Raw genomic sequence first — 21,989 nt, 5'->3', positions numbered from 1 at the left:
CCTCTTCCCATTCCGAACAGAGAAGTTAAGCCCCTTAAGGCCGATGGTACTGCACCACAATGCGGGAGAGTAGGTAGCCGCCGTATTTATTGAAAGCCTTCGTTATTACAACGAAGGCTTTTTTATTGCCCCGCCTATAGCAATGTTTGATATTTTGTTAAACGTAATAGCTATCTTACAATATCCATACGCGCGAATTTGTTTTCTAGCCATATGCTCCCTAAATTCGTCGTGTCGGCCCGTTTAATTTATTACATATGCTAAGTTTACATTCAATGCGAAAAATCTTCACTTTCTTTTTCAAAAATCATCCCTCTCTCATTGTCATTTTTGCTTGCTTATTCTTCTGTGTATCTGTGTCCATCGCACAGCATCATACCAGTAATGACAAACCAAATATTATATATATTCTAGTAGACGATATGGGGGTTGGCGATGTAGGGGTGTTTTATCAGAATCAAAGAAAAAATCAACCACGTATATATACACCACAGTTGGACAGAATGGCGGAGCAGGGCGCTCTGTTGGCACATAGTTATGTTAATGCGCCTGTATGTGTAGCTTCTAGGTCTTCTCTTATATTGGGTGTGACACAGGGACATACTACTGTAAGAGATAATCAGTTTGATAAGGCGATTGAGGATAATTATACATTAGCTAATACTTTGAAACAGGCCGGTTATACTACGGCTGCAATCGGAAAGTGGGGACTACAGGGACAAGGAGGAAAAAAGAACTGGATCGCCCATCCACTGAAACGTGGATTTGACTATTACTATGGATATATACGTCATTCGGATGGACACGAACACTATCCTAAAGAAGGGTTGTACAGAGGTACTAAAGAGGTTTACGATAATTATACTAACGTTACTCCCGACTTGGATAAATGTTATACCGGAGATTTATGGACTGCGCGGGCCAAGCAATGGATAATCGATCACGTGAGGAAGAATCACGCCACACCTTTTTTTATGTACTTGGCCTATGATACACCTCATGCTGTAATAGAATTACCTACCAGTGCTTATCCAGCAGGTGGAGGTTTGCAGGGCGGTTTACAATGGCTGGGAAAGCCCGGAAAGATGATTAATACCGCTGATGGTAACATCGACTCATGGATGGATCCGCAGTATGCCAATGCTACTTATGATCATGACAATGATCCTAAGACTCCGGAAATACCTTGGCCGGATGTCAATAAGCGATATGCAACTGTAGTATCGCGTATCGACCAGCAAGTAGGAGATCTGTTGCAGCTTTTAAAAGATCTGAATATTGATAGTAATACGTTGGTAATATTCACCTCAGATAATGGCCCCAGCCAAGAGTCTTACTTGAATGAACCTTATACACCGGAATTTTTTAAAGGCTATGGACCACACGATGGCATCAAAAGAGATACTTGGGAAGGAGGCATTCGGGTACCTACTATTGCTACCTGGCCGAAAATGATTAATAGAGGCACCGTGGTAACTACGCCACATATGTCATCCGATTGGATGGCTACATTCCTAGATGCTGCAGGATTGAAAGCTCCTGCAAGATCCGATGGAGTATCCATACTGCCTTCACTTACCGGAAAAGGTGAACAGCTACCTACACAAGTGTATATAGAGTATTTTCAGTCCGACAGAACACCCCGCTACGAGGATATTGAGGAGGGTAGAAGAGGTAAACGCAGAAATCAGATGCAGGTAATAAGAGTAGGTAACTACATGGGAGTACGCTACGACATTAAAAGTGCTTCGGACGATTTTGAAATATACGACGTGGTGAATGATCCTAAGCAAACCCAGGATTTGGGACACACTCCTGAAATGGTTACCATTCAGCAACTTATGAAGGAGCGAGTGCTACAACTCAGAAAGCCTGATTCTGCAGCACCGCGCCCGTATGATACTGCCTACGTTCCTTCGTTGAAGGATGATATAGAACAACAGCCAGGACAAATTACTTGGAAACTGTATCAAATGAATACTCCTTGGGTAGCCAATCCTGCTGGGATGAGACCGCTGCATACAGGGCATAGCAAGATCCTGCAAGTACCATCGAAAGTTATCACTAAAGATGCATTGATCGTGTTTGAAGGGTTTATCGATGTACCTATCGATGGGGCTTACACTTTCTATCTGCAAACCGGTGGCAAAGCGTTTGTACGCATTCATGATATTCCACTGATTGATCAGGATTATGGATATGTACCCCGCACAGAAACGTCCGAAACAATTTTGTTAAAAGCCGGGGTGCATCCTGTGAGAGTATTTTATAAGCCGGGCTCCGATAATTCTATCAAGTTGGAATGGTCAGGCCCCGATTTCACTCGTAAAGCTGTGTATTAATAACAGTGCAGTATATTACTTGCGTACTGCAAGTTTTTGCCCTTTCGGGATTTACGAAACGCTATCTCCAAGTAAATAGGAGAGGCATAATTCTGGAAAAGCGTGGGTGTGAATAATTAACTTCGAATTGTTCTTTTTGAAAAGGCATCTGAAAGTATTGTCGCCATTGGCATAGGATAGCAGACAGATGTCTTTCTTAAAGTCTACTTTGCCATTGCCGTACCATTTAAACACAGCCTCTTTAGCGCTCCATATGCGTGTAAAATCTTCCTGTGTAAGAGGATGGATGGCTGCCATTTCTGCATCACTTACGAACTTATGCTGCACTTTTATTACTTTATCGCTGGGTATTTCGATATCAATGCCTACACGATAATGGCGGCTTACTATGGCAGCAGCGTAATTGCCACAATGCGAGATGGAAAAATGATAGGTTTCGTCAGGCAAAAAGGGCTTTTTCGTATCGGCAATGCTGATAAGATGCGAAGGAAAATCAGGGTATAAGTATTTTAGTAGAAATCTACCGGCCAGGTGCTGCAGTCTTTTATGGGGATGGGTAACTTCGCGATGAATGGGAACGAATTGCTTGAAAAACGATTCTTCTTCCTTAATTTCCCATATTCCTAGGCGGGCGTTTGCATCAATCTCTTGCTGATAAAAAATCGGCATGCTCGTTTTAATAATTTATATTGCACAAAGTAAACAACAATTGTCAATTGAAACCTATAAATTCGAAAATATATGATTCTTTCAGACACTCGGATATTGGAAGAAATTGATAAGGGTACAATAGTGATAACTCCTTATCGTCGCGAATGTTTAGGTAGTAACAGCTATGATGTACATCTGGGAAAATGGCTGGCTACTTATCGCAACCATATATTGGATGCCAAAAAGCATAATGAAATAGAATATTTTGAGATTCCTGATGAGGGATTTGTATTATATCCTCACGTGTTTTATCTGGGTGTTACCGAAGAATATACCGAAACACATGCTCATGTTCCTTTCTTGGAAGGAAAATCATCCACAGGGCGTTTGGGTATTGATATACACGCTACTGCCGGGAAAGGCGATGTGGGTTTTTGTGGGCACTGGACCCTGGAAATATCTGTGAAACAACCCGTACGTATTTACAAAGGAATGCCGGTGGGACAGCTTATCTATTTCCCTGTAGATGGAGAGATTGAAATAAAATACAATCAAAAGCAGAACGCGAAATATAGTCGTCAGCCAGACAGGCCCATTGAAAGTATGATGTGGAAGAATAAGTTTTAGGATTTACCATTTTGTTTAAACAGCGGAAACTCGAGAGTGAATGTAGACCCCTTTCCCAGTGCACTTTCTACCCTGATGGTTCCGTTGTGCGAATCGGTTACCGATTTTACATAGTTCAATCCTAAACCAAATCCTTTTACATTGTGCAGATTACCGGTGTGGGCACGATAGAATTTTTCAAAGATGCGTTTCTGCGTTTCTTTGTTCATGCCTATACCGTTATCTTCAAACTTAATGACGATATTATTGCCTGAGTTGTGGGTAGAGATTTTTAAATGAATAGGCACATGCTCTTTTGAGTATTTAATAGCGTTATCGATAAGGTTGTTGACCAAGTTGGTAAAGTGTACTTCATCAGCTTTAATGATATCCTTTTGAGCTTGAAGTTGCAGTGTTGCATCTCCATTTTTTTCATGTAGCTGTAACTGAAAATTATCTACCACATTACCGATAACTTCATGTACAGATAAGGGCTTCAAATCGATCTCAGCTTCTTTCTTCTCAAACTGCGAAGCTTTAAGTATCGTTTCTACTTGGCGGTTCATCCGCTGGTTTTCCTCTTTTATAATGCTGCTGAAATAATCCAGCTTTTCTCTATTAGTTAATACTTTTTCGTTTTTTAAAGCATCCACAGCCAGCGATATGGTGGCAATAGGCGTTTTAAATTCATGCGTCATATTGTTGATGAAATCATTTTTAATATCACTCAACTTTTTCTGACGCAGCATGGTATGTACGGTAAGATAAAATGCCGAAATGATAATAAGTGTAAAGAGCACAGCGAAAACAATACTCCAGAATAAGGACCGCTTTACAAAGCTTTTCCAATTGAGCGCAACAACGGCAAGAGTTTCATCCGTAGTAATACTTTCCGAAGCTGTACCACTTTGGGAGCGAATGAGTTTATAATCGGGCGTATAGTTATGAACAGTATCAATCTGTGCATCGAAGAAGTTGGGTGAAAGTTTTTCAAACTTTACATTGCCCATCATAGGGCCAGATATAAAGGCATATTCGAAATCGATCTTCTCTAACCCCGCTTTATCAAATGCCGCTCGAATTCTTTTTTCTATTTCATTACTACTCAATATGGAGCCTATGGTCACTGCCCGAAACGGATCGAATACGTTTTTTTGAGAAAAGAAAATGGAAAAATCATTGGCATTGGCATTGATGTATTGCTCGCGCAGGTGTCCAAACTCTACAATCAAATTCTGATACACCTCGTCAATTTTCTGCTTTACCCGATCTTCTTGTAAGGCGATCAGATTTTTCAGCCAAGATACTTGCATTACAATAATCCCAATCAGGGACAACGTAATGAGTATGGTAATGTAGGAGAATAATTTTTTCACAGCAGCAAATATAGCAATAGGTTAGTACCGTTTTATGATTAGTACTAACGATTATGATATTTAACTTTTTATAAAAATTAATAGAAATCCGCTCTTGAATTTAGTGAAAAAGTATTTATATTGGCTTATGATCGAACCAAAAGCAGGAAGATTACTGGTTGCGAATCCACACCTTGACGACCCCAACTTCCTCAGGAGTGTGATATTTCTATGCGAACATAATGAGGAGGGGAGTTTTGGATTTGTGCTGAACCGAAAGTTGGATTATACTGTAGATGAATTGGTACCCGAGCTGGGCGATTTTCAATTGCCCGTATATGAAGGTGGACCGGTAGAGTTGCATACACTTCATTTCTTGCATCAATATCCTGAGCAGATACCCGGCGGTCAGGAGGTGATGGAAGGCGTATATTGGGGTGGTGAATTTGAAAAACTCATAGAATTGATTAATTCCCGTACTATAGATACTGATAAAATAAGATTTTATTTAGGATATAGTGGCTGGGGGGCCGGGCAACTGGCTTCCGAAATGGATGAAAACACTTGGATTGTTTCTGAAGCCTCAAAAAAGTTTCTTTTTGCTTCTAATGAAAAAGAGTTATGGAAAGCCGTTCTGAAAGAATTGGGTGGTACCTATGAGTTATTCATAAATGCCCCTGTAGACCCAAGGTTGAATTAATAAGAAATTAGAGAATTAAAACAAAAAGCAATGAAACGATTAGTATTGGTATGTATCATGAGCACAACTATATTCTTATCAGGTTGTGACACGTTGAAAAACGTTGCAAGTAGTTTATCAGCTTTTGAAGTGGCACAAGGACTGAAGGAAGCACTCACACAAGGACTGTTCAGCGGCTTTGATGCATTTGCCAATCCCAATAAGGGCAATCCATTGGTGCGGTTTGCTTTTCCAGGTGAAGCAGAAAAAATCGAAAAAACACTTCGTGATTTGGGGCTTAGTTCCGTAGTGAATAACGTAACTGCAAAGTATACTAATGCTATGTCTCAGGCGGTGAAACAAGCCAAACCCATATTCCTGAATTCTGTAAAGAATATGAACATCACTGATGCCATGAATATTTTGTTGAGTAATAACCAACACGCTGCTACGGAATACTTTAAAAAGTCGATGAGTCCGCAACTCATGACGGCATTTCGTCCTATCGTGGACAGTACGGTGCGGGTTAGTGGTGCCGGTAGTGAGTACAGTAAAATCGTATCAGCCTATAATGCTATTCCTTTAGTTACCAAAAAACTGGAACCTAATCTAAATGATTTTATTGCAGCTAGAGCTATTGACGCTATGTTCTTGTATGTAGCTAATAAGGAAGAAGAGATCCGTTCTAATATATCAGCAAGAAATACGCCTTTATTGCAAAGAGTATTTGGTTATGCTGATATGCATAAAGGAATCAATAGTGGGGGCAACCGCAATTAGATGATTACATTTTTTACGGAGCGATAAAGCTTATTAGGCAACAGGCCTTAGGTTATCCACCTAAGGCCTGTATTACGTCGTATTTAGTAATAATGTGATAATTGCCGATTTCATCCTTACTCATTACTGCTCCATTGTCCTTAGTAATGAGTGTTCGCAGTTTTTCAACAGGGGTATTAAAATCAACTATAGGGAATGGTGGCTCAATAACATGAGCAATAGGCTGATGTTTAATATCAGGATTATTGAAAACCTTTTGGAATAGTCCTCCCTCGCTAATCGAACCTACTATAGCTTCTCCACGTGTAACAGGGATGTGCTCAATATCGTATTGTTTCATCAAATCCACAGCTTCAGCCACTTGCTTTTCTTCGCTGATGGTGATGAGTTTCTGAACCATGGGGCGCCCGTTGACGATGTCTTTGAAGGTTTTTACGTCTAGGAAGCCGCGTTCCATCATCCATTGATCATTATATATTTTACCCACATAACGACTGCCATGATCGTGGAAAATGCATACTACCAAATCATCTTTAGTGAGTGATTCCTTGAGTTGCATTAAGCCTTGGAGGCAACTTCCAGCACTGTATCCGCAAAACAATCCTTCCTCCTTCGCTAATCTGCGTGCCATGACAGCGCCATCTTTATCCGTAACCTGTGTAAAGGCGTCAATAACACTCATGTCATAGTTCTTGGGGATAAAGTCTTCTCCAAAGCCTTCACTAAAATAGGGGTATACCTCATTGGGATCAATTTCTCCTGTATAGTAATATTTGGTAAGCAAAGAGCCGTAGGCATCTACTGCCCACACTTTAATATTGGGATTTTGTTCTTTTAGATACATGGCCGTACCGGTAATAGTACCTCCTGTACCTGCAGTGCAGACGAGGTGTGTAATCTTGCCTTCGGTTTGCCGCCAGATTTCAGGACCAGTGGTTTCGTAGTGTGCCAGTCGATTGGCCAAGTTATCGTACTGGTTCATGTGATAGGAATTGGGGATTTCCCTTGCCAATCTTGCAGCTACGCTATAATAGCTTTGTGGATCCTCAGGCTCCACGTTGCTGGGACACACGATAACTTCGGCACCCATAGCTTTCAGGATGTCGGCCTTTTCTTTTGATTGTTTATCCGTAGTAACAAAAATACATTTGTACCCTTTCACAATGGCGGCAAGTGCCAACCCCATACCTGTATTGCCACTGGTACCTTCAATGATGGTACCACCCGGTTTCAGTTTGCCTTCCTGCTCCGCTACTTCCACCATTTTCAAAGCCATGCGGTCTTTTATGCTATGTCCCGGATTGAAATAATCTACCTTGGCCACTACAGTGCAAGGAAGATGGCGGGTGATTTTGTTCAAGCGTATGAGTGGTGTATTCCCAATGGTTTCGAGTATATTATTTTTTACGTCCATTACTTTGAAGTTAAGGGTTACAGATATATTATTTTCCCAATTCCTCCAATGCTTTCAAAACTACAGAATCTTTGCTATTCATTACCTGATAAAAGCCAGAGTCTCTCCATTTGAAACGTGCTAATTGCGCTTCCATTCGGTCGATAACTCTTTTTTTCTCGAACTCGGGAATGCCTGATAGGTTCACGGTGTCTTTTTTTACCCACTCGGTAAATTGTGTCCACATATCTTTGGAGGGATCAAAGTGCTGTGCAAACTCTTGTGGCGTTTGATAAGGTGTGAGTAGCTCTTGATGGCTCAGGTAATAGTGAAATACAAAATCGTTGAAAGAACCATTCAGAAAAACTTTATTGATTTCACGTGAATATCTGGAAGTATCTAATCCTACAAATACATCGGGCATAATACCGCCGCCACCGTATACAGTTCTACCACCATGGGTTTTATAAGGAGTACCATTGGTTATCTTATTACTATCAGCATAATACAGCTGACCGCTGGCATAGCGTTCCCATACTTCATCAAGGTACACTTTTTTACCTCCAGTATAGGGTTTTTGTATGCTACGTCCGATGGGCGTATAATAGCGGGCTACGGTAAGACGTAGTGCAGAGCCGTCGCTTAGTAAAAATGGCTCTTGAACCAAACCCTTTCCAAAAGTGCGTCTTCCTACCACCACAGCTCTGTCCCAGTCCTGTAATGCACCGGCCACAATTTCACTGGCACTGGCGCTGAGTTCATCTACCAGTATAGCAAGCTTTCCTGTTTCAAAGATACCTGCCCTTTTGCAGCGGTATTCTGTTTTAGGGCTATGTACTCCCTGGGTATAGACAATCAGTTTATCACCGCTCAGAAATTCATCTACGATTTCGATAGCCTGATCCATATAGCCGCCACTGTTGCCCCTCAGGTCAAAGATGAGTTGCGTCATGCCCTGATTTTTCAAATCCTGCAGAGCTTCCATAAATTCTCGATAGGAGCTGTTGGTAAACTTGCTGAGCTTGATAAAGCCAGTTTTATTATCCAGCATATAATAAGCTGTAACGGAAGGGGTGGCTATATTATCGCGGGTTACAGTAGCCGTAAGTGGTTTCCCGTTGCGTAACAAATCTAGCTTTACTTTAGAGCCTTTAGGACCTCGAATTGCAGTTCTGATTTTGAAAATATCAATATTTTTTCCTGTCAGGCTTTTATCATCTACTTTAATAATCTGATCTCCGATGAGAATGCCTGCTTTGTCACTAGGCCCTCCTTTAAATACATAAGTCACATTTACAGTATCCCGAATTTGGTTAAACTCGATGCCGATACCCTCAAAATTTCCCGAAAGATCTTCATTGGCTTCTTTGAGTTCAACAGGGGGGAGGTAAATGGAATGCGGATCAAGCTCATCCATCATGAGGTTGATAGCGTTCTCTCGCAGGGTGTCTATATTTACCGAATCTACATATCTGGTACGGATAATGTCAAAAACTTCCTGTAGTGCATTAGCAGCATCTTTCTTGAATATCTTTTTGTTGGGTTGTTGTACTGCAAAACGGTATCCAACGAACATACCAAGAATCATCACAATGGATAACAGCAACGGGAGCCAAACCTCAAACTTTTTTTTCATCTTAATAGACCTTATGTAGTGTTTTCTGCAACGATTGCAAGATAGATAAAACTGATCCTTATTATTGAAACATTATCCTGCAAAGTTAGGAGGATGGCAGGATCAGCCAGTTAGAAAAAATGTTAGTATGTTGGTAAATCACTATAATCTGCTTTTGAATTCATATTTATCATGGTTTAAACTGTTTTGATACTTATATTAGCGGAACTTTTTAAGCTTCTTGTTAAAATGTCAAAATCCATATTAATAGCTGATGCCGGCTCAACGAAAACGGAGTGGTGTCTTCTTACCGATCGTAAAACAAAATCGGTATACACCCTAGGAATAAGCCCTTATTTCCTCAATCAGGAGCAAATTACAGAGTTGTTAAATAAAGATTTGGCTCCTAAACTTAAAAAATACCAGATTAGTGAAGTGTATTTTTATGGAACGGGTTGTTTGAATCCTGCCAATAATAAAATTGTTAAGAATGCCATCCGTTCCGTTTTCCCGGAAGCTTCAAAAATAAGTGTGACAAATGACGTAGAGGGGGCTGCTATTGGCTTATGTGGCCGTAGCAAAGGGATCGCCTGTATTTTAGGTACCGGCTCGAGTAGTTGTTATTTTGATGGTAGAAGGATCAAAAAAAACAGTCCAGGGCTGGGGTATGCCTTGGGCGATGAGGGTAGTGGTGCCTATTTGGGAAAAAAGGTGCTTCAGTATTATTTGTATAATACATTTGATGATGAACTACGTGCCCGCTTTGATGCTACCTACGCTACAAATGCTACCGAAATACTAGAAAATGTCTATAAAAAGCCACTTCCCAATCGGTATCTGGCATCATTTACCCGGTTTTTAGCCGAAAATAGAGGCCATTATATGATTGAAAATATTATAGAAGATGGTCTGAATGATTTCTTTTTCACGCATCTTTGTAAGTATAATGAGGCATGGAAATACCCCATCAATTTTGTAGGAGGGGTTGCTTATGGGTTCCGCGACGTAATAAAAGAACTATGTAACGCTTATAATTTTGAATTGGGACGAATATTGCAAAAACCTATGAAGGGATTAATTGAATTTCACCGTGAAAACTAAAAAAATGCGAGATTACTTACTTATATGTCTTGCCGAATGAATAATTTTGACAGACTGAAGATGCGTTAGACAAAAAGCCGTGATATGATTGAGACGAAAATCACCGAACAACCCAGTAGTTACGATCATTTGGAAAAAATGAGCATAAGCGAACTACTGGTGTCAATGAACAAAGAAGACAAAAAAGTCCCCCTCGCCGTAGAAGCGGCAATTCCTCAAATAGAGGCATTGATTGAAACCATTGTAGATTGTATGATGGCCGGCGGCAGACTGTTTTATATAGGTGCGGGCACCAGCGGACGATTAGGAATACTCGACGCCAGTGAAATCCCTCCGACCTATGGCATGCCTCCAGGGGTGGTTATTGGGGTAATAGCCGGAGGAAATAAGGCGATTACCACTCCAGTTGAAAATGCAGAGGATGATGAACACCAGGGCTGGCTGGATTTGTTGGCGCACAATGTAAACCAGAAAGATGTAGTGGTGGGCGTAGCCGCTAGTGGCACTACCCCTTATGTAATGGGAGCCCTTAAGCACTGCAAAGAAAACGGAATTGCTACAGGCAGTATTTCATGCAATCCAGGAGCTGCCATCAGCAAATTGGCCGATCACCCCATTGAAGTAATTGTGGGGCCCGAATTTGTAACCGGTAGCACAAGAATGAAAAGCGGTACCGCTCAAAAGCTGGTATTGAATATGATTTCTACTACGGTGATGATTCAGTTGGGAAGAGTAGAGGGTAACCGTATGGTGAATATGCAGCTTACCAACGATAAGTTGGTGGACAGGGGTACACGTATGGTAATGGAAAAAACCGGAATTCAGGATTACGAAGTTGCGAAGAAGATGCTACTGGAACACGGTAGTGTAAAACGTGCTATAGAATCAGTATTACCAAAGAATGGACAATAAAAAAGGAAGGGTAAACCTTCCTTTTTTATTTGAATCAATATCGTAACACAAGTCTAAATTAATTGCCAGCTGCACCGGCAAGACTATTAATTTTTTTCGCCAGCTTGCTTTTCAGGTTGGCGGCTTTATTGCGATGGATAACCCCGCGTTTTGCTAATTTATCAATCATGCTCATAACTGAAGGCAGTTTCTCGGATGCTTCATTCGCGTCAGTTACAGCTCTTAATTTTCTAATGGCATTACGGGTAGTTTTACTATAATACCTGTTTCTTTCACGACGTTTAGCCGCCTGACGTGCATCTTTCTTTGTAGCTTTATGATTGGCCATCTATTTCTAGTTTTATTTTAGGACGGCAAAGGTAAGGCATTTTCTGGTATAAGCAACTTTTTTTTCGTTTTTTTACATCAATCGATTGAAAAATCAAAAATATATGCGGTTGATTATCCCTTCGTATTTTTAGCAGTAAATTTTGTAAATAGGTTTTAACGCTTTATATGATATCTTTATTGTGCTTGAAGCAAATTAAATCCTAATTTCGCAGAGTCGAAAATCATCGATAGCAAAAATTTCCCGATTTATATCGATTTAGATTATTTAAATATATATTAACGGTTCATTTATAATGAAAGACTTTTCGTATATCACTAATTCGTCTCCCGCATTCATAGAAAATATGTATAAGGAGTTTGTGGCCAATCCGGAAAGTGTGGATGTGGAATTCCGTAAATTTTTTGAGGGTTTTGATTTTGCTGTGACGAATGGGTTGGCTGCTCAAAACGGAACATCCTATACCAGTCAGAACGGAACGAGTAGTGGAAGTGGAAAATCTGAATGGAGAAAAGAACTGGCGGTATATCGCCTGATTCTGGGCTATCGAAATAAAGGACATTTGCTAGCCCATACCAACCCGATTAAGAAAAGAAAGGATCGGGGGGCTAATTTGGAACTTTCATTTTACGGGCTTAGTGAAGCTGACCTCGATACGAAATTTGAGGTGGGTAGCTCTATTGGACTAGGTACTGCTACCTTGAGAGATATTCTTGCTCACCTACAGAGATGTTATGCGCATCATGTAGGAGTGGAGTTTAAATATATCAGCGACCAAAAGAAAATAGACTGGATAACCACCGAAATCGAACAAAATTTTTCAAAACCACTACCCCTTGATCAAAGAAAAAGAATTCTACAAAAGCTCAATGAAGGGGTAATGTTCGAAAAATTCCTGCATACAAAATATGTAGGACAGAAGAGGTTTTCGCTGGAAGGTGGTGAAACTACGATTCCTGCACTGGATGCTATTATCAATAAATCAGCGGAACTGGATGTAAAGGAAGTGGTAATTGGTATGGCGCATCGCGGCCGTTTGAATGTACTCGCTAATATATTGGGTAAAACCTACGAACAAATTTTTAGTGAGTTTGAAGGCACCGGCGAAATCAATCAAACCATGGGTAGTGGCGATGTGAAATACCATCTAGGATTTGGAAGTGAGGTGGAAACCCCCTCAGGTAAAAAAGTGCATCTGAAGCTGATGCCGAATCCTTCTCATCTGGAAGCTGTGGATCCTGTCGTTGCGGGCTTTGCCAGAAGTAGTGCTAATAATATTCATGACGAGGAGTATCACAAAGTACTCCCGATTTTAATACATGGTGACGCTGCTATTGCTGGCCAGGGTATAGTGTATGAGCTGTTGCAGATGTCTAAGCTGCCTGGCTATTATGTAGGCGGGACCATTCATTTTGTAATTAATAATCAAATCGGATTTACTACAGATTTCTCAGAGGCGCGTAGTACTAATTACTGTACCTCTCTTGCAGCGATGACGCAGAGCCTGGTACTGCATGTAAATGGTGATGACCCCGAGGCTGTGGTGAAATGCGCCGAGATCGCTGCACGCTACAGACAAACCTTCCACGAAGATGTGTTCATCGATATGGTTTGTTACCGCAAGCACGGTCATAATGAAGGTGATGATCCTAAGTTCACCCAACCTTCAATGTATGCTTTGATAGAAAAGCATCCTAATCCACGTGAGGTTTATGTAAAATATCTTTTGGATAACGGTGAGGAAGATGTACGGGAGTTGGCCAAGGAAATGGAAACTAAATTCTGGGCCGATTTACAAGATCGACTAGATGAAGTAAAACAACGCCCGTTGCCTTATACTTATCAAACACCGGAATTGCTGTGGAAACAGTTGCGAAAAGCAACGGAAGGAGATTTTGAGAAAAGCCCGGACACTAGCGTTTCTGGCGAAAACTTCCAAACAGTATTCGATGCCATTATGCATCTGCCTCCAGATTTTAAGCCACTTAAAAAAGTGGATAAGCTGCTGAAGGATAAAATAAAATTATATAATGAGGAAGGAAAGATTGACTGGGCTACAGCTGAGCTAATGGCCTTTGGTACCATCATGCTGGATGGTGCTGATGTACGCATGAGTGGTCAGGATGTGGCTCGTGGTACATTTAGCTCTCGTCACTGTTTGTTAAGAGACGAGGAAAATGATACACAATACAACCGTCTTTCTAACATTCCGGGAGCGAAAGGTAAACTCAGAATCTACAATTCATTGTTAAGTGAGAGTGCTGTTTTAGGTTTTGAATACGGGTACTCACTGGCATCGCCCAATGCATTAGTAATATGGGAAGCTCAGTTTGGCGATTTTGCAAACGGCGCCCAAACCATCATTGACCAATTTATCACCAGTGGTGAACAGAAGTGGAATAGGATGAGTGGATTGGTAATGTTATTGCCGCACGGTTATGAAGGACAAGGGCCAGAGCATAGTAGTGCACGTATGGAACGCTTTCTCATAGCTTGTGCAGAGCTCAATATTGTTGTAACCAATATTACCACTGCAGCTAATTACTTCCATGCATTGCGCCGTCAGCTGGCATGGCCGTTCAGAAAACCTTTAATCAACTTTGCACCTAAGGCATACTTGCGCCATCCGGGAACTTATTCCTCAAAAGAAGAATTCCTGAATGGTTCATTTAAGGAAGTAATTGATGACAGCGACGCTAATCCGGCGGATGTGAAAAAAGTACTCTTTTGTACTGGTAAAGTGTATTACGAATTATTGGAGAAAAAATTGGCCGATAACCGTAAAGATGTGGCCATCGTAAGACTCGAACAGATATATCCTTTACCTACTAAGCAATTGGAAGCATTGTATGCAAAATATAAAAATGCCGTTTGGTATTGGGTACAGGAAGAGCCCTTGAATATGGGTGCCGCTTCCTTCCTACAAATGAACCTCAAGAGTCTGAACTATGGCATTATCGGCCGTAAAGCGAGTGCTTCTACCGCTTCCGGATTTATGAAAGTGCACAAAGCTGAGCAGGCAGAGATTATCAATACTGCTTTTTCTATTTAGTAGCTGAATTAACAAATTAGGTATAATAAAGTATCGGGCGGAATAGACATTCCGCCCTCTTGTATTCAAAACTAAACATGAGATGTTTTAAATAAGCTTTTTGTTCAAGGCTTTTACTACAGCTTCCGCCACAGAATTTACCTGCAACTTTTCGTATATTTTTTTGATATGAGTATTGACGGTGTGAATACTTAACCCACAGGCAGAAGCTACCATTTTATGACTATAGCCTTTTACCAGGAAACCTAGCATTTCTCTTTCCCGGGGTGTTAATGAAATTTCCTGGTCATTCTCATAAAACACGTTTTTTTGAAAAGCAGTTAATACTTTTTTGGCTATAGAAGCAGTCATCGCTGCATCTCCGTTATATACGTCTTCGATCGCTTGTAAGAGTTGTGCAGGACTCGATTTTTTTAAGATATAACCCGATGCCCCCGCGCAAATGGAAGCAAAGATTTTATCATCATCTTCAAATACGGTTTGCATCAACACTTGAACTTTTGGGAAATTCACCCGGATTAACTTTACACCTTCGATGCCGTTTACATTAGGCATGTCAATATCCATCAATACCACATCGGGGGCCGATCTTCTCACATCGGCAATAACATTACTACAGTCAAAGAATGCCCCAGTGCAAGTCATTTTTGGCGATGAGTTAATCAGCATACACAGACTTTCTCTGCGATATGCATTATCATCAAATACTGCAACTCTAATTGTTGTATTACCCATCTTATAATCAAAGATAATTGATAAGGTGTTAGTAATTCATCACTAATTCATGGGATAGGTAGCCACAATTTTTAGTTTATGTGAAGTATACTTACTTCCTGAGAATGTGCAATAACCCAATAAGTTCTGAGTAGGCATTTAAGAGGAGTTTTTGAAGCATTTCAGTAATGGAGTTTCTTAAAAGTGGTGCTGTGCTGAATGGGGAGGAGATGTTCTTTATGTTTAAAATTGTTAAAACGAATACGTAATTATCAATTTATTAAATATACATTTATTAATATATTATTGTTTATTCTATTTTTGTAGTTGCTTGGTAGCTAGGGAAATATAAGTGCAGATAGTTCTTGGGTGCTAGAAAGGTGCTATCGGTACCTATGGAAAGAGGTATGATGTGTGGGCGTATATGCGAAAGAGTTATTAAATCAAAATTGTTGCATCCTTAAAGACTAAGGTGGAATTCTTGAGGGATTAGGACCTTTAAAAGTATAATTAGTGGCTGGTAAAGAACCTTAGTATACGAATATTGTTAGTGATACAAACGCATAGCAGATAGCAGGGGGTAACCAAGCAAGTATAACTCCAAGGCTCAGAGGAAAACTTGTAAAAGCTTATCTCGGGACTATACTGGTGGTTGGACATGTAAAAATTGGCGCTCATTTGTTACTTTCGGTATTGTCATTTTTACGTAATTTGCCGAACTATTACAAAAAGTATTATTTATGGCTGTTGAAATAAAAGTGCCTACGGTTGGCGAGTCGATAAGTGAAGTAACTTTATTGCGATGGGTGAAAAAAACAGGTGATTATGTGGAGCGTGATGAGGTAATAGCTGAACTAGAGAGTGAGAAAGCCACTTTTGAGGTAAATGCGGAAAAAGCAGGTGTGTTGACAACCTTAGTTGCTGAAGGGGACTCCATCAATATCGGATCGGTAATTGCCTCAATAGATGATTCAGCAGCCAAGCCTGCATCAGCACCTGCACCTGTTGAAGATAAAGCCACTGAAGCAAAAACTGTAGCTCCTGAAGAAATACCAGCAGCGTCCTTGCAAGTTACCGGCAAACAGGTCGAATTAAAGATACCTACAGTGGGTGAATCCATCAGCGAAGTAACCCTTCTGAGATGGGTGAAACAGTCTGGTGATTATGTAGAGCGCGATGAAGTAGTAGCAGAACTGGAGAGTGAGAAGGCCACATTCGAAGTAAATGCTGAAATTGCGGGATTACTCGAAACCTCGGTAGCTGAAGGCGATACTTTGAAAATTGGCGATGTTATCGCCGTGATTAAAGAAACCACAGGAAAACCTGCAGCAGCCAAACCGGCACAGCCTGCTCCAGCGGCAGCTAAGCCGGAAACAAAAGTTGAGACCGATACCGCCATCAAAAAGCCCGATGTTAAAGCTACGCCTGTGGCTTCTGCTATTATAGCCGATAAAAAAGTTGATCCCAAATCGATAAAGCCTTCTGGATTTTCGGGAAGAATTGTAAAAGAAGATGTGTTGGCTGCTATTGCCAATGCAGGGCGCAAAGCTTTTGATGGTGCTGAGTTGTTCAGTCGTAATGAGCGTGCGGAAAGAATGTCTAATCTGCGCAGAACCATCAGCCGCCGTCTGGTAGAAGCTAAAAATACTACGGCAATGCTGACCACTTTTAACGAAGTGGACATGCAGCCGATTATGGATATACGCAAACAGTATAAGGATAAGTTTAAGGAAGTACACGGTGTGAATCTGGGCTTCATGAGTTTCTTCTCCAAAGCTTGCGCTATTGCCCTCTCTGAGTGGCCCAGCATCAATGCGTATATCGATGGAGACAATATTATTTATCACGATTATGTAGATATCAGCATAGCAGTAAGTACTCCTCGAGGATTAACCGTACCGGTAATCAGAAATGTAGAAAGCCTGAGTTTAGCCGAAATTGAAAGAAAAGTGTTAGAACTGGCGGCCAAAGCTCGCGATAGCAAGCTTACAGCTGAAGATCTTACTGGAGGTACGTTTACAATCACCAATGGCGGTGTATTTGGTTCATTACTCAGTACCCCCATTATCAATATGCCTCAGAGTGCTATCTTAGGTATGCATAAAATACAGGAGCGCCCGGTGGCAATAAACGGTCAGGTGGTAATCAGGCCGATGATGTATGTTGCATTGAGTTATGACCATCGTATTGTGGATGGTCGAGAGTCGGTGAGCTTCTTGGTGCGTGTAAAAGAGTTGCTGGAAAATCCTGCATTACTCTTGATTCAGAAAGACCCGATAAAAACTTTATTGGAAATCTAAGCGTATATAATTTTAAGAAAATAAGAAGCTGTCTTAAGAGCGTTTCATGCTCTTAAGCAGCTTTTTTAATAATGGGAGGATGCAAAATTTAAAGCTCAATCATTTCTATTCTTATGTGAATACGGCATCGGCCATCATACAGTCATATGATGGCAGCATCCCTTTTGCACATTTTATCAAAGACTATTTTTCCAGAAACAAAAAGTTCGGCAGTAGAGACCGTAAGTATATTACACAGTTTTGTTACAGTTATTTTCGGTTAGGAAGATCTTATCCTCAGTGCAGTGTGCATCAGAAAATACTGAAAGGTCTCGAGTGCACCGGATTTAAACTCGATCCCACACATGTAGCTGTTTTAAAGGGAGCTGCGCTACCCCAGGATAAGCCCCAAAAGATTTTTAATTATGATGCTCCTTTAAGTGAGCATATTGACCAAGCTGCATTTGAACAATCCCATTTAGTACAGCCGGATCTGTTTTTACGTATTCGGCCTGGGAACGAAAATGCAGTCATTAATAAACTACAATTATCTGCCGTAAATTTTACTGTAGAAGGGAATTCGGTGCGGCTGCCTAATAGTTTTAAGGCGGAATCGGTTATTGCCATCAATAGAGAGGCCGTTATACAGGACCTGAATTCGCAGAATGTAGGAACTTTATTGGAGCTTTATAAGGAACAGGCTGCAAAGGATGCTAAAATAAAAGTATGGGATTGTTGTGCTGCCAGTGGAGGTAAATCTATTTTGGCAAAAGATATTCTATCAGATATCGAACTTACTGTATCTGATCTTAGACCCTCGATTATTAGCAATTTGAGACGGCGATTTGAAGAAGCGGGTATTAAGCGCTATAAATCCTTTGTTACAGATGCCACTAAGGCTCGCCCCGATCATCTTTTTGATTTGATAATAGCCGATGTGCCCTGTAGTGGAAGCGGTACCTGGGCGCGAACACCTGAGCAGTTATTATTTTTTAGTGAAGATAAGATTGGTGATTATGCTGCATTACAACGTGCCATCCTCTCAAATGTGATAAAATATCTAAAACCGGGGGGCTATTTGCTGTATATAACCTGTTCGGTATTCCGTCAGGAAAATGAAGATCAAGTACATTATCTTCAGGAGCAAGGGGTGCAGGCCATTCAGCAGCAAGTTTTTAAAGGGTATGAGATAAAGGCCGACACCATGTTTGGCGCATTGTTAAGAAAGTAAATCGGTAGCGTGGAACAAAGACTTATCCATTATATATTTGCAGCATGACACAGGAAAAGTTACAGGATATGCGGTCCCGCATTCTCGGGATAAGGAGGTTTCTTTGACGTCGATAACCGCGAACAAAAAATTCAACAGGATAAGCAGTTATCGCTAAGCCCTGGTTTCTGGGACGATAACAAGAGAGCAACCGAGATACTTAAGTCGTTAAAAATAAACGAATATTGGGTTGACTTGTACCGTCGTGCTGAAACGGCGGTAGAGGATTTTGCCGTACTATTTGAATTCTGGAAAAGTGGAGATGCTACGGAAGAGGAAACCCAGCAGGCTTATGATCAGGCATTGGAGACATTGGATGAGGTAGAATTCAAAAGCACGCTGAACGAGCCGGAGGATGAACTTCCAGCTATATTACAAATTAATTCCGGAGCAGGCGGAACCGAGAGTCAGGACTGGGCTGAAATGCTGGCTCGTATGTATCGTATGTATGGCGAAAAGCAAGGCTGGAAGGTTACGGAGCTAGATTGGCAGTGGGGTGACGGTGCCGGCATTAAAACCGCTACGCTACAATTTGATGGCCCCTTTGCATATGGATTCTTAAAGGCTGAGTCAGGCGTGCATCGTCTGGTGCGTATTTCTCCTTTTGATAGTAATGCTAGGAGACACACTTCGTTTGCTTCGGTATTTGTGTACCCACTAGTGGATGATTCTATCGAGATAGAAATAAAAGATAGTGATGTAAAGATGGAAACTGCCCGCAGTGGAGGCGCTGGTGGACAAAACGTAAACAAAGTAGAAACTAAAGTGATGCTGACGCACATACCCACAGGAATCGTAGTAGTTTGTCAGACCGAGCGCACGCAGCTAGGCAACCGTGAAAAAGCCATGCAAATGCTGAAAAGCCGCTTATATGAAGAAGAGTTACGTAAGCGTGAAGAATTGAAAAACGCCGCCAACGCCAATAAAAAGAAGATAGAATGGGGTAGTCAGATCCGCAGCTATGTATTCCATCCTTACAAAATGATTAAAGACCATCGTACCGATTATGAAGTAGGTAATGTACAGGCCGTTATGGATGGCGATCTGGATGGCTTCATAAAGGCTTATCTCATGGCCAGTAAAAGTGACGAGTAGGCAAATCGATAGATGTAGTATTGTGCTCACCTTTGCTCAAAGGGACTGAAAACCATGGGAGATCTTTTTGTAGGCCGCGAAAGCGGCTTACCTTTGTTACAGCTATTGTAAACCATTCATATAAAAAGTATATATGTACCAGGGAACATTTTCATATCCGTTACCAGCCAATGAGCCCGTACTCAACTATGCTCCGGGTTCTAAAGAAAGAGAACAATTGAAAGCAACGCTAGCCCAATTGAAAAGCGAGCAGATTGAAATTCCTATGTATATAGGAGCTGAGAAAGTGTATACAAAGAATAGAGTGCCTATACATCCTCCTCACGAAAGAAATTTTATATTGGGATATTTTTCCAGAGGCGATAAAAAACATGTGCAACAAGCAATAGATGCGGCTTTGGCAGCAAAAGAGCAGTGGGCCGCTATGAGTTGGGAAAATCGCGCCAATATATTTTTGAAAGCAGCCGACCTTATCGCTACCAAGTATCGTTTTCACATGAACGGTGCGACTATGTTGGGCCAGAGCAAAAATGCATATCAAGCAGAAATAGACAGTGCTTGTGAAATTATAGATTTCCTCCGCTTCAATGTGCATTACTTAAGTGAAATCTATAAGCAACAGCCCATTAGCAGTCCGGGTATGCATAATAGAGTTGAGTATCGTCCGCTGGAAGGGTTTGTATTAGCTGTAACGCCGTTTAATTTTACCGCAATTGGAGGCAATCTCCCTACTTCGGCTGCTATGTGTGGCAACGTGGTGGTGTGGAAACCTGCCGATACACAAGTATACTCCGCCCAGATGTTTATGCGCATTTTGAAAGAAGCTGGTTTGCCCGATGGTGTAATTAATCTCATTTATGTAGATGGTCCCGAGTTGGGAGATGTATGCTTTAATCATAAAGACTTTGCCGGTGTCCATTTTACCGGCTCTACCCGTGTATTTAATACCATGTGGGAAACCATCGGCAGAAATATTGGTAAATACAAAAGTTATCCCCGTATTGTAGGTGAAACCGGTGGTAAGGATTTTGTGATTGCACACAAGAGTGCTGATCCTGATGTGTTAGTAACAGCATTGTTGCGTGGAGCTTTTGAATATCAGGGACAAAAATGTTCTGCAGCCTCACGTGCCTATATTTCTTCCAATATCGCAAAAGAAGTAAAAAAGAAGCTTGTAGATGGCGTGCGTAGTTTCAAAATGGGAACTGTGGAAGATTTTAGCAATTTTATCAATGCGGTGATTGATGAGAAAAGTTTTGATAAAATTAAAGGATATATAGACAGAGCGAAAAAGGATAAGGATGCGACTATATTGGTGGGCGGCGATTATGATAAAAAAGAAGGATATTTTATCAGCCCTACTATTATCGAAACCAAAAATCCTCAGTATGTAACTATGTGTGAGGAGATTTTTGGGCCGGTACTTACATTATATGTTTATCCTGCCAACCAATTTGAAAAAACTCTGGAGCTGGTTAATCAAACCTCACCTTATGCACTTACCGGTTCTATTATTGCAACCGACCGTTATGCGGTAGAACTGGCAACCCAAAAGCTTTCCAACGCAGCCGGAAACTTTTATATCAATGATAAACCTACCGGTGCCGTAGTAGGACAGCAACCCTTTGGTGGAGGCCGTGCATCGGGAACCAACGACAAGGCAGGTTCTATGCTGAATCTTTATCGCTGGTTAAGTGCAAGAACTATTAAGGAAACCTTTAATCCGCCAACTGATTACAGATATCCTTTTCTTTCAGAGGAGTAGCTTGGTTACTCTTCTGAAAGGAAGTTGTAATGCTCTATGAAAAGTGTGTGAA

17 protein-coding genes and 1 rRNA gene are annotated in these 21,989 nt (G+C 41.1%); 12 read left to right on the top strand and 6 right to left on the bottom strand.

What is annotated here, in order from left to right:
• A 5S ribosomal RNA gene (gene rrf, locus V2H41_RS07520) occupies nt 1-86 on the top strand; the annotation flags it as partial.
• Between the two features lie 189 nt (nt 87-275).
• Nucleotides 276-2,342: a sulfatase-like hydrolase/transferase gene (locus V2H41_RS07515; protein ID WP_330974525.1), complete on the top strand. Its 2,067-nt coding sequence runs from the start codon at nt 276-278 to the stop codon at nt 2,340-2,342.
• 51 nt (nt 2,343-2,393) lie between these two features.
• On the opposite strand, the gene V2H41_RS07510 is transcribed toward V2H41_RS07515, so the two are convergent.
• Entirely contained in the window at nt 2,394-3,011 is a 618-nt protein-coding gene (locus V2H41_RS07510) for a 4'-phosphopantetheinyl transferase family protein (RefSeq protein ID WP_330974524.1), read from the bottom strand.
• 72 nt (nt 3,012-3,083) lie between these two features.
• Here V2H41_RS07510 and dcd point away from each other — a divergent pair, with 72 nt between their 5' ends.
• A complete protein-coding gene (dcd, locus tag V2H41_RS07505; RefSeq protein ID WP_330974523.1) occupies nt 3,084-3,620 on the top strand; it encodes a dCTP deaminase in 537 nt (178 codons plus the stop codon).
• Here the strand turns inward: dcd and V2H41_RS07500 are convergent.
• Nucleotides 3,617-4,975: a sensor histidine kinase gene (locus V2H41_RS07500; RefSeq protein WP_330974522.1), complete on the bottom strand. Its 1,359-nt coding sequence runs from the start codon at nt 4,973-4,975 to the stop codon at nt 3,617-3,619. The two genes, dcd and V2H41_RS07500, sit on opposite strands and share 4 nt — an antisense overlap.
• A gap of 127 nt (nt 4,976-5,102) precedes the next feature.
• Between V2H41_RS07500 and V2H41_RS07495 the strand changes: the two genes are divergently transcribed.
• Both V2H41_RS07495 and V2H41_RS07490 read left to right on the top strand, forming a co-directional pair.
• Nucleotides 5,103-5,654 (top strand): YqgE/AlgH family protein, encoded by a 552-nt coding sequence (locus tag V2H41_RS07495; protein ID WP_330974521.1) that lies wholly within the window; start codon nt 5,103-5,105, stop codon nt 5,652-5,654.
• A gap of 30 nt (nt 5,655-5,684) precedes the next feature.
• Nucleotides 5,685-6,413: a DUF4197 domain-containing protein gene (locus tag V2H41_RS07490; protein ID WP_330974520.1), complete on the top strand. Its 729-nt coding sequence runs from the start codon at nt 5,685-5,687 to the stop codon at nt 6,411-6,413.
• 52 nt (nt 6,414-6,465) lie between these two features.
• On the opposite strand, the gene V2H41_RS07485 is transcribed toward V2H41_RS07490, so the two are convergent.
• Entirely contained in the window at nt 6,466-7,827 is a 1,362-nt protein-coding gene (locus tag V2H41_RS07485; protein ID WP_330974519.1) for a pyridoxal-phosphate dependent enzyme, read from the bottom strand.
• Between the two features lie 28 nt (nt 7,828-7,855).
• Nucleotides 7,856-9,442, bottom strand: coding sequence for a S41 family peptidase (locus V2H41_RS07480; RefSeq protein WP_330974518.1), 1,587 nt, complete (start codon nt 9,440-9,442; stop codon nt 7,856-7,858).
• A 228-nt stretch (nt 9,443-9,670) separates the two neighbouring features.
• Here V2H41_RS07480 and V2H41_RS07475 point away from each other — a divergent pair, with 228 nt between their 5' ends.
• Nucleotides 9,671-10,522 (top strand): N-acetylglucosamine kinase, encoded by an 852-nt coding sequence (locus tag V2H41_RS07475; protein WP_330974517.1) that lies wholly within the window; start codon nt 9,671-9,673, stop codon nt 10,520-10,522.
• Between the two features lie 84 nt (nt 10,523-10,606).
• Nucleotides 10,607-11,434, top strand: coding sequence for an N-acetylmuramic acid 6-phosphate etherase (murQ, locus tag V2H41_RS07470; protein WP_330974516.1), 828 nt, complete (start codon nt 10,607-10,609; stop codon nt 11,432-11,434).
• A gap of 58 nt (nt 11,435-11,492) precedes the next feature.
• On the opposite strand, the gene rpsT is transcribed toward murQ, so the two are convergent.
• A complete protein-coding gene (rpsT, locus tag V2H41_RS07465) occupies nt 11,493-11,762 on the bottom strand; it encodes a 30S ribosomal protein S20 (protein ID WP_330974515.1) in 270 nt (89 codons plus the stop codon).
• A gap of 295 nt (nt 11,763-12,057) precedes the next feature.
• Here rpsT and V2H41_RS07460 point away from each other — a divergent pair, with 295 nt between their 5' ends.
• Entirely contained in the window at nt 12,058-14,814 is a 2,757-nt protein-coding gene (locus V2H41_RS07460) for a 2-oxoglutarate dehydrogenase E1 component (protein ID WP_330974514.1), read from the top strand.
• Nucleotides 14,815-14,901: 87 nt separating this feature from the next.
• On the opposite strand, the gene V2H41_RS07455 is transcribed toward V2H41_RS07460, so the two are convergent.
• Nucleotides 14,902-15,549, bottom strand: coding sequence for a response regulator transcription factor (locus V2H41_RS07455; RefSeq protein WP_330974513.1), 648 nt, complete (start codon nt 15,547-15,549; stop codon nt 14,902-14,904).
• A gap of 719 nt (nt 15,550-16,268) precedes the next feature.
• Here V2H41_RS07455 and odhB point away from each other — a divergent pair.
• The 4 genes from odhB to pruA all read left to right on the top strand — a co-directional run bounded on the left by odhB (nt 16,269) and on the right by pruA (nt 21,937).
• Nucleotides 16,269-17,828 carry a 2-oxoglutarate dehydrogenase complex dihydrolipoyllysine-residue succinyltransferase gene (gene odhB / locus V2H41_RS07450; protein WP_330974512.1) on the top strand — a complete coding sequence of 520 codons (1,560 nt, stop codon included), beginning with the start codon at nt 16,269-16,271 and terminating at the stop codon, nt 17,826-17,828.
• 79 nt (nt 17,829-17,907) lie between these two features.
• The gene (locus V2H41_RS07445) at nt 17,908-19,038 is read left to right on the top strand and encodes an RsmB/NOP family class I SAM-dependent RNA methyltransferase (protein WP_330974511.1); all 1,131 of its coding nucleotides are present in this window, start codon (nt 17,908-17,910) and stop codon (nt 19,036-19,038) included.
• A 44-nt stretch (nt 19,039-19,082) separates the two neighbouring features.
• A protein-coding gene (gene prfB, locus V2H41_RS07440; protein WP_330974510.1) for a peptide chain release factor 2 occupies nt 19,083-20,172 on the top strand; the annotation gives its coding sequence in 2 pieces (ribosomal slippage) (nt 19,083-19,130 and nt 19,132-20,172; 1,089 coding nt in all).
• Nucleotides 20,173-20,305: 133 nt separating this feature from the next.
• The gene (pruA, locus tag V2H41_RS07435) at nt 20,306-21,937 is read left to right on the top strand and encodes an L-glutamate gamma-semialdehyde dehydrogenase (RefSeq protein WP_330974509.1); all 1,632 of its coding nucleotides are present in this window, start codon (nt 20,306-20,308) and stop codon (nt 21,935-21,937) included.
• The last annotated feature ends 52 nt before the right edge of the window (nt 21,938-21,989 follow it).

The sequence above is a fragment of the Niabella digestorum genome (assembly GCF_036409055.1).
Lineage (GTDB): Bacteria > Bacteroidota > Bacteroidia > Chitinophagales > Chitinophagaceae > Niabella > Niabella composti.
The sequence above is the reverse complement of the archived record's forward strand: the minus strand, read 5'-3'. Positions and strand labels throughout refer to the sequence as shown.

What these genes read in the sequence shown, in the direction of transcription:
- V2H41_RS07445 (WP_330974511.1), top strand. Translation starts at nt 17,908, where the DNA reads ATGCAAAATTTAAAGCTCAATCATTTCTATTCTTATGTGAATACGGCA.
- V2H41_RS07475 (WP_330974517.1), top strand. Translation starts at nt 9,671, where the DNA reads ATGTCAAAATCCATATTAATAGCTGATGCCGGCTCAACGAAAACGGAG.
- odhB (WP_330974512.1), top strand. Translation starts at nt 16,269, where the DNA reads ATGGCTGTTGAAATAAAAGTGCCTACGGTTGGCGAGTCGATAAGTGAA.
- rpsT (WP_330974515.1), bottom strand. Translation starts at nt 11,762, where the DNA reads ATGGCCAATCATAAAGCTACAAAGAAAGATGCACGTCAGGCGGCTAAA.
- V2H41_RS07460 (WP_330974514.1), top strand. Translation starts at nt 12,058, where the DNA reads ATGAAAGACTTTTCGTATATCACTAATTCGTCTCCCGCATTCATAGAA.
- V2H41_RS07485 (WP_330974519.1), bottom strand. Translation starts at nt 7,827, where the DNA reads ATGGACGTAAAAAATAATATACTCGAAACCATTGGGAATACACCACTC.
- V2H41_RS07515 (WP_330974525.1), top strand. Translation starts at nt 276, where the DNA reads ATGCGAAAAATCTTCACTTTCTTTTTCAAAAATCATCCCTCTCTCATT.
- dcd (WP_330974523.1), top strand. Translation starts at nt 3,084, where the DNA reads ATGATTCTTTCAGACACTCGGATATTGGAAGAAATTGATAAGGGTACA.
- pruA (WP_330974509.1), top strand. Translation starts at nt 20,306, where the DNA reads ATGTACCAGGGAACATTTTCATATCCGTTACCAGCCAATGAGCCCGTA.
- V2H41_RS07510 (WP_330974524.1), bottom strand. Translation starts at nt 3,011, where the DNA reads ATGCCGATTTTTTATCAGCAAGAGATTGATGCAAACGCCCGCCTAGGA.
- murQ (WP_330974516.1), top strand. Translation starts at nt 10,607, where the DNA reads ATGATTGAGACGAAAATCACCGAACAACCCAGTAGTTACGATCATTTG.
- V2H41_RS07455 (WP_330974513.1), bottom strand. Translation starts at nt 15,549, where the DNA reads ATGGGTAATACAACAATTAGAGTTGCAGTATTTGATGATAATGCATAT.
- V2H41_RS07495 (WP_330974521.1), top strand. Translation starts at nt 5,103, where the DNA reads ATGATCGAACCAAAAGCAGGAAGATTACTGGTTGCGAATCCACACCTT.
- V2H41_RS07490 (WP_330974520.1), top strand. Translation starts at nt 5,685, where the DNA reads ATGAAACGATTAGTATTGGTATGTATCATGAGCACAACTATATTCTTA.
- V2H41_RS07480 (WP_330974518.1), bottom strand. Translation starts at nt 9,442, where the DNA reads ATGAAAAAAAAGTTTGAGGTTTGGCTCCCGTTGCTGTTATCCATTGTG.